We start from the raw sequence: 12,392 nt of genomic DNA on the forward strand, positions 1-12,392 counted from the left end.
CGCCGGCACCGCCACCGGGTGGGCGTACCGGTGGCGCGGAAGATCACGGACGACGGGTCAGAGACGGCAGGCGAAGATGGCGGTCACCAGGATGGCCTTGGCGCCCATCTCCCAGAGCTGGTCCATGATCTGCTGGTGTCCCTTGCGGGGGACCATGGCCCGGACCGCGACCCAGCCCTCCCGGTGCAGCGGGGAGACCGTCGGCCCCTCCATGCCCGGGGTGAGGGCGATGGCCTCCTCGATCCGCTCGGCGCGGATGTCGTAGTCCATCATCACGTAGTCGCGCGCCACCAGCACGCCCTGCAGGCGACGAATCAGCTGCCGCAGGCCCGCGCTCTCCTCGGTGCCGACCCCCTTGATCAGCACGCCCTCGGAGCGGGCGATCGGCTCGCCGAACACCTCCAGGCCGATGTTGCGCAGCGTGGTGCCCGTCTCCACGACGTCGGCCACCGCGTCGGCCACGCCCAGCCGGATCGCGGTCTCGACCGCGCCGTCCAGCTTGATCACCCGGGCCTCGACGCCCTGCTCGGCGAGGTACGCCTCCAGCAGGCCCGCGTAGGCGGTGGCGATGCGCCTGCCCTTGAGATCGGCGACGGCGTCGAACTCACCGGGGTTGGCGGCGAAGCGGAAGGTGGAACGGCCGAAGCCGAGCGGGATGATCTCCTCGACCCGCGCCCCGGAGTCGTGCAGCATGTCGCGGCCGGTGATCCCGGCGTCCAGGGTTCCCTCGCCGACGTAGACGGCGATGTCCTTGGGCCGCAGGAAGAACAGCTCGCAGGAGTTCTCGGGGTCGACGACCACGAGCTCCTTGCTGTCCTTGCGGACGCGGTATCCGGCTTCCTTGAGGATCGTCTGGGCACCCTCGGTGAGGGCGCCCTTGTTGGGTACGGCGAGACGCAGCATGGCGGGATTTCCTTACGTGTGGACGAGACTGCCTACGAGACCGGGAGCCGGGCGCACCGGCTCACAGATGCTTGTAGACCTCGTCCAGCCCGATCCCCTTGGCGATCATGAGGACCTGCACGTGGTAGAGGAGCTGGGAGATCTCCTCGGCCGTCCGCTCGTTCGACTCGTGCTCGGCCGCCATCCAGCTCTCGGCGGCCTCCTCCACGACCTTCTTTCCGATGGCATGGACCCCGGCGTCCAGCGCGGCCACGGTGCCCGAGCCCTCGGGCCGGGTGCGCGCCTTGTCGGACAGCTCGGCGTACAGCTCTTCGAAGGTCTTCATCAATTATCTCCAGCGTGGAGACCCGGCCCTTCAGGGCCGGGAGGAAACGCGGCACGGTGCCGCGCTTCTGGGTGGGTGGTGTAGCCATAGCCGTCTGCTCGTTGGAGCAGCCGGACGTGGCGATGGTGAATGCCCTGCACCATGCCGTGCCGGGTGGTGATGTTGAAACTACCGGTACTGCGGACCGCGACCCGGCCGCGGTGGACACCGGTCTTCTTGCCGCTCGGTACGACGGCGCGGACCAGGTCGCCGGTGGCGAACCCCTTGACCTGCTTGGTCCGGGGCAGCCTCAGCCGGGGGAAGCCGTAACGGTCGGTGCGAGTACGGGCGTAGGTGCCGCGGCCGGTCGCCTTGACCACCAAGACCATCGAGGGCCAGGCGGTGACACCCCCCAGAGGGCCGACGTGCAACGCGTCAAGAGTGTGCGACTTCGGTGCGCCGGTGCGAGAGCGGTTCCACTTCGTGTGACCTCCGGAGGAAGCGGCCACCAGCAAAGTGGTCGCCAACAGTGCTCGCCATAGCGCCCATCGCGTGGTGTTGACAGCAGCCGCGTCGCACAGCGGAGCCTTCACCTGCTTAAGGATCTTCGCCAGGAGGGCGGGCCTGCCTTTCAGGAACTCCTGCACCGGGGTGGCGTTCTTGGCCTGGTTACAGTCGATGCACGCCAGGGTGAGGTTGCTGATCCGGTCCGAGCCGCCCCGGGAGCGCGGGTGGATATGGTCGAGGTTGAGCGACACGTCCTGCTTGCCGCAGTAGGCGCATACCCGACCCCATTTGGCCAGTAGGTATTCGCGGACCTCGTATCCGGCGAGGGTGCCTTGCTGGTATTCCACCCCTTTCAGGGGTTTGCCCGCGCTAAGGGCATGGGTGTCGAACGCGACCCGCTCCACGTATATGGCGGTGACCGGCGTCCACCGGGTGAGCCGTGCCACCCACGACAAGGTGGTGTCAAGGCGGTGGCGAAGCGACGGTGCGAGCCACCCCTTCGGTTTGGTGCGGTTGGAGAAACGGGGTGCGCGATACCGCAGGTTTTTACCGCGGCGTCGGCGTCGATACCGCGAGCGGACGGCGAGCTTGTCACGGATCGCCGCGCCTCGGTGGTCGAGCTGGATCGTATACCTACCGGTCCGATTGCCGTCGTGGTCGGTGAACACGGCCAGGCCGGTGTGCTTGGAGCCGGGGTCGATGCCCACTCGCACACCTGCCACGGTGGAGTCGGCGATCGACCGGTCCTTGATGCGGATGACGAACGGGGTGTGGCGTGCCACCACCGCCCGCCCGGCCGCCAGCAGGCGACGGGCACGGGCGGGATGGCAGGGATCCAGCGGGTGGCCGTACCTGTCCAGGACGAACACGGCCGGATCAACCTCACGGTTGGCTCCCTCGGGCGCCGAAGCGTCCTCGGGGTGACGCCGGCGCGGCGGTGCGGCCGGACCGGTCTCCCCTCGCCCAGGTTGAACACCCGTTGCCTTACGGCGTCCACGTCCCGTTTCGTCCCCACCTCGGGGGGTGTCTGCTGACGCGGATTCGAGGGTCCGGAGCTGAGGAAGCACTCCGGAGTCGGTCTGCTGACGTGTGTTCAACGTAGCCATCTGGATCACACCTCCAGTTCGTGATGGCTAGGGCTGGTCAACATGGGGCTTCAGGCGCGCGGAACCGCACCTCAAGCCCCGGCTCTCAGGCCAAGGTCGTTGACGATCTCTCTCGGAATCGTCGGATGTGCCCGTCAAGCCTAACGGGCCACCGGCCCCGCCGCGCGCAGGTCCACTCTCTGGGACACGCGCCGCCCGCGCTCAGTCGTTGACGCAGCGCAGCACCGGGCGGGTGACGAGGGCGGCGGGGTCGGGCGAGCCGGTGACGTGCAGGGTGACGCTCTCGCCGGGCAGCAGGGTGATCAGCATGTCGTCGACCGAGGAGGCCGGATCGAGGCGGTCGGGGAAGAGGGCGAGGTCGCGCAGGAGGGTGCGGGCGGTGACGGTGACGTCCAGGCCGCCGCCCCGCGCGGGGGTCACCTCGGTGTCGTAGACGGCGGCGGGGAAGGCGACCCGCGGATCCTCGGCGAAGAAGCGGATCGCGCGGTGCCCGTCCAGCCGTACGGACAGCAGCTCGGCCGACGGGTCGCGAGGGACGGCCACCGGGTCCGGGAGGGGGATCCTCGCCACCGAGCGGGGCGCCACCTCGACCTGGACGCTCTCCTTGGCCAGCGGCTCCCCGTCCAGGGCGAGTCGCCGAAGCTCCAGCTCACCCTTCCAGGGCTGCGGACCGTCGTTGACCACGGCCACCGCGCCGTCCTGGACGGTGAGCAGGCGGTCGGCGTAGACGCGGCGCAGCGCGTACCACAGCGGCTTGCGCCGTCCGCGCCCGTCGACGGCCGACCAGGAGACGACCGGCCAGCAGTCGTTGAGCTGCCAGACGATCGTGCCCGCGCAGTAGGGCGCCAGGGAGCGGAAACGCTCGATGCCGAAGGTGATGGCCCTGGCCTGGTTGAGCTGGGTCAGGTAGTGCCAGTCGTCGTAGGTCCGCGGGGCGGGCAGATGCTCGCCGAGACCGCGCAGCAGCTTGGCGTTGCCCTCGTGCGCCTTCTGGTGGTGCAGGACCAGGGGCGCGTCGGGGGTGAGTTCGCCGCCGACGGCGTCGCGCAGGGTGCTGTGGGCGGGCGGGCCCTGGAAGCCGAACTCGGCGACGAAACGGGGGCGGTAGGCGCCGTAGCGGGTGTAGTCCTCACGGTTCCACACGTCCCAGATGTGCGTGGTGCCGCGCGAGGGATCGTTGGGCGCCAGGTCGGGGCTCCCCGAATAGGGGCTGCCCGGCCAGTAGGGACGGGTGGGATCCAGCTCGGCCACCAGGGCGGGCAGCAGCTCGTAGTAGAAGCCCGCTCCCCAGGTGCGTCCTTCCAGGCCGTCCTGCCAGCCCCAGTCGGCGTGGCCCTCGATGTTCTCGTTGTTGCCGCACCACAGCACCAGCGAGGGACGCCAGGACAGCCGGGTGACGTTCTCGCGCGCCTCGGCCTCCACCTCCGCGGCGAACGGCTCCTCCTCCGGATAGGCCGCGCAGGCGAACGGGAAGTCCTGCCACACCAGCATGCCGAGCTCGTCGGCCAGGTCGTAGAAGTCCTCGCTCTCGTACAGGCCGCCGCCCCAGACGCGCAGCAGGTTGACGTTCGCGTCGGCGGCCTGGCCGAAGCGCTCGGCCAGCCGCTCACGGGTCACCCTGGCGGGGAAGCAGTCGTCGGGGATCCAGTTGGCGCCGCGCACGAAGACCGGCACGCCGTTCACGACCACGGTGAAGGCCTCGTCGGTGCGGTCGAGACGGACGTCGCGAAAGCCGATCCGCCGCGTCCACGGCTCCCCCAGCGCCTCGCCGGTCCGCTCGGACAGGCGTACGGCCAGCTCGTAGCGGTCCTGACCGCCGTAACCGCGCGGCCACCACAGCCGGGGGCCGGGCACCCGCAGCGCCAGCACGGCCTCGCACTCGCCGGGGGCCAGCGTCGTCTCCACCAGGATCCCGGCCACCTCCGCGGTCAGCGTGAGGTGCATGTCACGGTCGGCGCGCTCGACCGTGACGTGCACCTCGACCCGCTCGTCCCCGCTCACCAGCGGGCGCACCGACGCGAGCCTGGCCACGCTCCAGCCCTCCAGGCCGATGGGGCGCCAGATGCCGGAGGTGACGACGGCCGGTCCCCAGTCCCAGCCGAAGTTGCAGGCCATCTTGCGGATGAACTGGTAGGGCGCCTCGTAGGCGCCCGGCCGGTCGCCCAGCTCGGCCCTGCGCGCCTCGGCGTACTCCACCGGCGAGTCGAAGCGCACCCGCAGCGAGTTCTCGCCCTCGCGCAGGAGCTCCCGCACCGCGAAGCGGTAGGAGCGGTGCTGGTTGGCGACGCGGGCGACCTCCACGCCGTTCAGCTCGATCGCGGCGATGGTGTCGAGGCCCTCGCAGACCAGGTCGGTGCGGTCGTGCCGGTCTGCGTGCCAGGCGAAGACCGTCTCGTAGTCCCAGGCCGAGCGGCCTATCCAGGTCAGCCGGTTCTCGTTGTCGTCCAGGTACGGGTCCTCGGCGAGCCCGGCCGCCAGCAGATCGGTGTGCACGCACCCCGGCACCGTGGCCGGGACGCCCGAGAGGTCCCCGCCCACCTGGTGAAGGGTCCAGCCGTCGTGTAGTTCCCTCAACTCACGCTCCCGCGGATGCCGTGGATGTGCCCTCGCCCCGCCGGACGAGGTGACCGGGTTCGGCCTCCACCAGCGTGGAGGGTCCCTCTCCTGTGTCCCCCGCGGGGGCGGTGGCGGGTTCGCCGTCCCACCGGGCGGTGAGTCTCGGCACCGACGACAGCAATTTGATCGTGTACGGGTGGAGGGGGTTGCCGAACACCAGGTCGGTGGGACCGGACTCGACCACCTGTCCCCGGTACAGGACCACGGCCCGTTCGCTGATGTAGTTGCCCAGCGACAGGTCGTGGGTGACGAACAGCACCCCGAGGCCGCGCGACTTCAGGTCGGCGAGCAGGTTGAGGACGTCGATCCTGGTGGAGGCGTCGAGCATGCTGGTGATCTCGTCGGCGACGAGGTATCTGAGGTCGAGCAGGAGCGCTCTGGCGATCAGCAGGCGCTGCAGCTGGCCGCCGCTGAGCTGGTGCGGGTAGCGGCCCAGGATCTGCCCGGGGTCGAGGCCGACGTCCTTGAGTGAGGTGTCGATCCTGCCGGCCCACTCGGAGTCGGCGACGCCGGGGAAGTACTCGTTCCTGATCATCTGGAGCACCCGGTCGGCCTTGAAGACCGGGTTGTAGCAGCTGAACGGATCCTGGAACACCCCCTGCACGTGCCGGTAGTAGGCCTTGCCCGGCCTGGCCGGCTCGCCGTCGAGGGTGATCCGGCCCTTCGTGGGGCGGACCAGCCCGAGTACGGTCTTGCCGAGGGTCGTCTTGCCGCTTCCGCTCTCACCGATGAGGGAGACCACCTCCCCCGGTGCCAGGTCGAGGCTCACGTCGTCCACGGCGGTGAGGGTCGCGGTGCCGAAGGCACCCACCCGGTAGGTCTTGGTGACCCCTTCGAGGCTCAACATCGTCCGAATCCTTCGGGTCAGGCCTTCCAGCAGGCGACGTGATGGCCGGGGGTGACCTCGACCGGCGGTGGGTCCTCCGCGCACCGCTCGAAGGCGAGCGGGCAGCGGTCCCTGAAGCGGCAGCCCGAGGGCGGGTCGAGCAGTGAGGGCGGCCTGCCGGGGATGCCCGACAGCCTGCGCTCGGCGTGGCGGACGCCGACCTCGGGCAGCGAGGAGATCAGCATCCGGGTGTACGGATGGCGCGGCTCACCGACGATCACGCCCGCCGGCGCCTTCTCGGCCAGCCTTCCCGCGTACATGACCATGATCGTGTCGGCGATCTGGTAGGTGAGCGAGATGTCGTGGGTGATGAAGATCATGCTGCGCACGAAGCCCCGGTCCCTGAACTCCACCAGGGTCCTGGCCACGGCCTTCTGGGTCGACACGTCGAGCGCGGAGGTGATCTCGTCGGCGATGAGCAGGGACGGGTCGAGCAGGGTGGAGACGACCATCACCATCCGCTGCTTCATCCCGCCCGACAGCTCGATCGGGTAGCGATCCAGGACGTCGCGGGGCAGTTCGACCAGGTCCAGGCGTCGCTCCAGCTCGGCGACGTCGAGGCGCTCGCCCCGGGAGGCGAGCAGCTCGGTGACCATCCGGCCGATCTTCCTGGTGGGGTTCAGCGCGCTCATGGAGTACTGCGGGATGAGGGAGACCCGGCTGAAGCGGAAGGGGTTCATCCGGCGGTCGTCGCCGATCGGCAGCTCCTCGCCGTCCAGCTCGACCCCGCCCCCGGCCAGCCGCATCCGCCCGTCCATCCTGATGAGGCTTTTGCCGAGGGTCGTCTTGCCGCAGCCGGACTCGCCCGCCAGGCCGAGGATCTCGCCGTCGCCGACGTCGAAGCTGACGCCGTCGAGCGCCTTCACCTCGCCGCGCAGGGTCCTGTAGTGGACCCGCAGGTCGTTCACACGCAGAGTCATCTACAGCTCCCGCAGTTTCGGGTTGAACACCTCGTCGAGGCCGACGTTCATCACGTAGAGGGCTCCGACGATGGCGGTGATCCCGGCCCCCGGCGGGATGAACCACCACCACATGCCCAGGTGAAGGGCGCTCCAGCGAGCCGCGTTGTTGAGCATCAGGCCGAGCGAGACGCCCTCGCTCGGGCCGAGCCCGATGAAGTCGAGCGAGGCGGCGATCAGGATCGACCCGCCGAACAGCAGGATGAAGGTCATGAAGAGGTAGGAGCTCATGTTGGGGGCGATCTCCCTGGCGATGATCTTCCAGGTGCGCACGCCGCTGAGCCTGGCCAGGTCCACGAAGTCGCGCGAGCGCAGCGAGAAGGTCTGGGCCCTGATCGCCCTCGCCGCCCAGGGCCAGGAGGTGAGCCCGATGAAGAGCGCCTGCACGCCGACGCTGCGTACACCGAGGTAGGCGTTGACGATCAGCAGCACCGCCAGCGCGGGCAGGACCAGGACGATGTTGGTGATCATGTTCAGCACCTCGTCGACCAGCCCGCCCCGGTATCCGGCGGTGAAACCGACCGCCATGCCGATGATCGCGGCCAGCCCGCCGCCGAGCACCCCCACCTGGAAGGTGAGGCTGAGTCCGTAGACGAACTGGGCGAAGATGTCCTGGCCGAACATGGTGGTGCCGAACCAGTGCTCGGCCGAGGGCGGCGAGGCGGGGGCGGCGACGTAGGCGTTGGGGTCGCCCCCGACGATCACGGGGGCGGCCACGGCGAGGACGAGCAGCGGGACCAGCACGGCGAGCCCCGCCAGCAGTTTTCCGTTGCGCATCGCGAAGTACAGACCCTCGCGGCGCCTGGCGGGCACGGCCGTCACGACGGCCTTCCCCTCCTGGCGCGGGTCCGCGGGCACGGCGGTCACGCGGCCTCCCCTCCCATCCCGGTCCTGGTACGCGGGTCGACCAGGACGTAGACGATGTCGATGATGAAGTTGGCGATCAGCACTCCCACGACGATGAACAGGAAGGTCCCCTGCAGCAGGAAGAAGTCCTGGTTCTGGATCGCCTTGAGGATGAGGTGCCCCAGTCCCGGATAGGAGAAGACGATCTCGGTGACGAGTGCCCCGGCCACGAGCACGCCGAGTTGCAGCGCCAGGCCGGTGATCTGCGGCAGGACCGCGTTCCTGAACGCGTAGCGCCGGATGAGCCGCTGGGAGGCCCCGAGCGAGGACAGGTAGGTGGAGTAGTCGGCCTCCAGCTCATAGATGATCATGTTGCGCATCCCGATCGCCCAGCCGCCGAACGCGACGAGGAAGAGCGAGACGAACGGCAGGAACCAGTGCAGCGCCAGGCTCCCGAGAAACTCCCACGACCAGTTGGGCCGCATGGAGAAGCTGTAGCCGCCGGAGACGGGGAAGATCCCGGCCACGATGCCCAGTCCCCAGGCCATCAGGATGGCGAGCCACATGTAGGGCGTGGCGGTGAGCACGTACCCGATCGGCAGGGCCGTGTTGTCCAGCCACTTGCGTCTGGCCGCGAAGGCGCCGAACCTGTTGCCCGCCCACCAGCTGAGCAGGATGGAGGGGATGAGCAACGCCAGCGTGTACGGCACCGCCCGCACGATGACGTCGGTCACCGGGGTGGGGAACAGCCAGATGCTGGTCCCCAGGTCGCCCCGGAAGAGCGCCGCCCAGAAGTTGGCGTACTGCTCCCAGAGCGGCAGGTCGAGCCCGAACAGGTTCGAGTAGTGGGCCCGCATCGCCTCCACGGCGGCGGGCTGTGACACGTTCGCCCTGGCCAGCATGCTCTGGACCGGGTCGCCAGGCATGAAGCGCGGGATCATCCAGTTGATCGTGACGGCCACGAGGAAGGTGAGCCCGTACACGAGCAGCTTCCGGCCGAAATAGCGTCGCACGCGATCCTCCAGAATCGGCGAGATGGGCCCCTCCCCGCGCGGCCACGGAACCTGGCCGGCCGGTCGTCCCGCCCCGGGTGGGGCGAGGGCCGGGCGGGCGGCGCGGGAAGGGGGGTGAGGATCGCGGGGATCAGCCTCCGGCGGGCTTCAGCTCGGTCAGGGTGAGCACCCCGCCCAGCTCAAGCCAGTTGCGCCACATGGTCGGCGGGCTCTTGGGCGTCGCGGCGTCGGAGGAGGGCCAGTTGGTCCAGACCGCGTTGCTGGTCTGCGCCCACAGGCCGTTGTACCAGAGCGGGATCACCGGCAGATCGTCCAGCTGGATCTTCTGGATCTCCGAGGCGACCTGCTTCATGCCCTCGAGGTCGTCGGCCTTCTTGCCGTCGAGATCCTGGACCAGGTCCCAGACCTTCTTGTTCTCGTAGCGGCCGAAGTTGACGGTGTTCTGCTGCTTGTTGATCGGCAGCCGGAACATGTAGTCGTAGTACATCCAGGGGGTGTTGGACAGCTGCCGCTCGTTGTTGAGCAGCAGGTCGAACTTGCCGGACGCGCGCTGGTCGACGAGCGCGTTGTAGTCGGGGAACTCGGGGGTGAGGTCGATCCCGGCCGCCTTGGCGCCCTCGGCGATCACCCGGCTCGCCTCCATCCAGTCGGTCCACCCCGCCGGGACGATGACCTTCAGCGAGACCTTGGAGCCGTCCTTGTTCTCCACGAACCCGTCGCCGTCGCCGTCCTTGTATCCGGCGTCGGCCAGCAGCTTCTTCGCCTTCTTGGTGTCGAAGGAGAAGCCCTTCTCGCTCACCACGGCCTGGTCGACGTACTTGTCCCACTGGGGCAGCAGCCCGGTGGGGCCGGCCGCCTTGACCAGGTTGCCGTAGACACCCTCGACGATCTTCTTGGTGTCGACGGAGTTGGCGATCGCCTTGCGGAAGGCGGGATCGTCCAACGGCTTCTTCTTGGTGTTGGGCACCAGGAAGGCGGTGTTGGCCGAGAGCATGTAGGGCGGTTCGGGATAGTAGGTCTTGATACCGAAGTTGCCCTTGACCAGGTTGGCCACCCCGGGCAGGAAGTTGTTGCTGAGGTCCAGGCCCTTCTGCAGCAGCAGGCCCATCGCGACCTCGTTGCTGGAGTTGACGATGTCGACGACGTACTTGGGCTTGACGTCCTTGCCCAGCGCGGCGGTGGCCCACCAGCCGTCCCGCTTGACCAGGGCCATCCGGTCCTGGTCGTGGCTGTGGTAGGCGTACGGCCCGGTGCCGACCGGCTTCTCGTTGACGCCGTTCAGCACCTCCTCCTCGGAGCGGCCCTCCCAGATGTGCTTGGGGACGATCGCGTTGCCGTAGACCCAGTTGGCCCACTGCTGGTAGTTGGCCTTGGAGAAGGTGAACCTGACCGTGCTCTGGTCGACCGCCTCGACCTTCTCCAGCCAGTCCCACAGGTTGGCGTAGGGGATGGTCTTCATCTTGCCGAGCTCGACCGTGAAGACCACGTCGTCGGCGGTGAACGGCTTGCCGTCGGCCCAGGTGACCCCCTGCCTGATCTTGAGGTCGTAGGTCTTGTCGTCCGTCCAGGTGCCGCTCTCGGCCAGCCAGGGGGTGAACTCGTCCGTCTGGGGGTCGTACAGGAACAGGGTCTCGTAGATGAGCCCCTTGGTGCCGACCGCCGAGTCCCAGGTCCGCAACGGGTTCCAGTTCGCGGGGGGACCCCACTGGGTGCCACTGGTGTACAGGGTCTCGTTGCGGGGGAACGCGGCGTTCGCGTCGCCCGCACCACCCGCACCGCCGGACGGGGCCGCGGCGCCGGAACCCTGCGGCGCCGCACTCGGGGCGGACGGCGTCGTGGATCCTCCGGTGCACCCGGTCGCGACCATACAGGCCGCCAATCCGAGGATCGCGAACCTTCGTCGAATCCGCATCGACAGTCTCCTCTCCAGCATGGGAGCGCTCCCAACCGATCTAGACGCGACCGCATGCGCTGGTGAACCGGATAAGTAACGTGACCGTAAAGTCAATGTGTCGGCACTGTCAATAGGCGGCTGGACCGGTTCAGTTACAATCACCCCGATCGGGGAGAGTGACATGAGAAGACCGACGATCACGGATGTCGCCAGACAGGCCGGGGTCTCCAAGGGCGCCGTCTCGTACGCCCTCAACGGGCAGCCCGGCGTCTCGGAGAGCACCCGCGCCAGGATCCTGGCGATCGCCGAGGAGATCGGCTGGCGTCCCAACAGCGCGGCCCGCGCCCTGAACGGTGCGCGGGCCCACACCGTGGGCCTCGCCCTGTGCCGCCCGGCCCGCACCCTCGGCATGGAGCCCTTCTTCATGGAGCTGATCAGCGGCATCGAGAGCGAACTGTCGGCCCGTTCCTACGCGCTCACGCTGCAGGTGGTCACCGACCACAGGCAGGAGGTCTCGATCTACCGGCGCTGGTGGGCGGAAGGCCGCATCGACGGCGCCATCCTGGTCGACCTGCACGTGGACGACCCGCGCGTCCCCGAGTTCGAGGCGCTGGACCTGCCCTCCGTGGTGGTCGGTCATCCGTCGGGGGCCGGGTCGCTGGTCTCCGTCTGGTCCGACGACGACGGCGCCGTTCACGAGACGGTGGGATATCTCGTCGCGCTCGGCCACCGCAGGATCGCGAGGGTCGCCGGGCTGCCACGCCTGCTCCACACCGTGCTACGCGACCGTGCCTTCGCCCAGGCCTGCGAAGGCGTCGCCGAGCACGTGACCGTGCACACCGACTACACCGGCGAGGAGGGGGCCCGCGCCACCCGGCGACTGCTCAGCTCCGCCGACCGGCCCACCGCGATCGTCTACGACAACGACATCATGGCCGTCGCCGGGCTGTCGGCCGCCCAGGACCTGCGCCTGGATGTGCCGGACGACCTGTCCATCGTCGCCTGGGACGACTCCCCCCTCTCCCGCGTCGTCCGCCCGCCGCTCACCGCCCTGAGCCGGGACATCTCCGCCTACGGCGCCCACGCCGCCCGCAGGCTCCTCGCCCTCGTCACCGGGGAGGCCGGGGAGGAGGCGGGCCCGTACGAGGACGAGACCGCCCGCCTCACCCCCAGGGCCAGCACCGCTCCCCCACCCTCCGAGGTCCGCTGAGCGACCTCCGCGTCGGGGCCGCGAGCTCTTCTCAGCGCCTGGTCAGGATGACGAGCGGCGCCGGATGCTCCATACCTCGACATACCTCGACATACCTCGGCGCGTTCGAAGCCCGTGCTCGCCGCGAAGACACGCCCGTCCCCCTTCC

10 protein-coding genes are annotated in these 12,392 nt (G+C 69.1%); 1 reads left to right on the forward strand and 9 read right to left on the reverse strand.

Annotated features, from left to right (window positions below):
* Positions 1–57: 57 nt before the first annotated feature.
* The 9 genes from hisG to AB0B90_RS14170 all read right to left on the reverse strand — a co-directional run bounded on the left by hisG (position 58) and on the right by AB0B90_RS14170 (position 11,052).
* Complete coding sequence (gene hisG, locus AB0B90_RS14130) at positions 58–903, reverse strand: ATP phosphoribosyltransferase (protein ID WP_350947729.1); 846 nt, start codon at positions 901–903, stop codon at positions 58–60.
* A 61-nt stretch (positions 904–964) separates the two neighbouring features.
* Positions 965–1,228 carry a phosphoribosyl-ATP diphosphatase gene (locus AB0B90_RS14135; protein WP_350947730.1) on the reverse strand — a complete coding sequence of 88 codons (264 nt, stop codon included), beginning with the start codon at positions 1,226–1,228 and terminating at the stop codon, positions 965–967.
* Complete coding sequence (gene iscB / locus AB0B90_RS14140) at positions 1,228–2,583, reverse strand: RNA-guided endonuclease IscB (protein ID WP_362922725.1); 1,356 nt, start codon at positions 2,581–2,583, stop codon at positions 1,228–1,230. Before iscB ends, AB0B90_RS14135 begins: the two co-directional genes overlap by 1 nt.
* A gap of 438 nt (positions 2,584–3,021) precedes the next feature.
* Complete coding sequence (locus AB0B90_RS14145) at positions 3,022–5,394, reverse strand: glycoside hydrolase family 2 protein (protein WP_362922727.1); 2,373 nt, start codon at positions 5,392–5,394, stop codon at positions 3,022–3,024.
* Between the two features lies 1 nt (position 5,395).
* A complete protein-coding gene (locus AB0B90_RS14150) occupies positions 5,396–6,283 on the reverse strand; it encodes an ATP-binding cassette domain-containing protein (RefSeq protein WP_350947733.1) in 888 nt (295 codons plus the stop codon).
* A 17-nt stretch (positions 6,284–6,300) separates the two neighbouring features.
* On the reverse strand, positions 6,301–7,242 hold the full coding sequence (locus AB0B90_RS14155) for an ABC transporter ATP-binding protein (protein ID WP_362922730.1): 942 nt from the start codon (positions 7,240–7,242) through the stop codon (positions 6,301–6,303).
* Positions 7,243–8,058, reverse strand: coding sequence for an ABC transporter permease (locus tag AB0B90_RS14160; RefSeq protein WP_350947816.1), 816 nt, complete (start codon positions 8,056–8,058; stop codon positions 7,243–7,245).
* A gap of 86 nt (positions 8,059–8,144) precedes the next feature.
* A complete protein-coding gene (locus tag AB0B90_RS14165; RefSeq protein WP_350947735.1) occupies positions 8,145–9,140 on the reverse strand; it encodes an ABC transporter permease in 996 nt (331 codons plus the stop codon).
* Between the two features lie 130 nt (positions 9,141–9,270).
* On the reverse strand, positions 9,271–11,052 hold the full coding sequence (locus tag AB0B90_RS14170) for an ABC transporter substrate-binding protein (RefSeq protein ID WP_350947736.1): 1,782 nt from the start codon (positions 11,050–11,052) through the stop codon (positions 9,271–9,273).
* Between the two features lie 163 nt (positions 11,053–11,215).
* Here AB0B90_RS14170 and AB0B90_RS14175 point away from each other — a divergent pair, with 163 nt between their 5' ends.
* A complete protein-coding gene (locus AB0B90_RS14175) occupies positions 11,216–12,244 on the forward strand; it encodes a LacI family DNA-binding transcriptional regulator (protein WP_350947737.1) in 1,029 nt (342 codons plus the stop codon).
* Positions 12,245–12,392: the final 148 nt, after the last annotated feature.

The sequence above is a fragment of the Streptosporangium sp. NPDC049078 genome, assembly GCF_040648855.1.
Taxonomy (GTDB): Bacteria; Actinomycetota; Actinomycetes; order Streptosporangiales; family Streptosporangiaceae; genus Streptosporangium.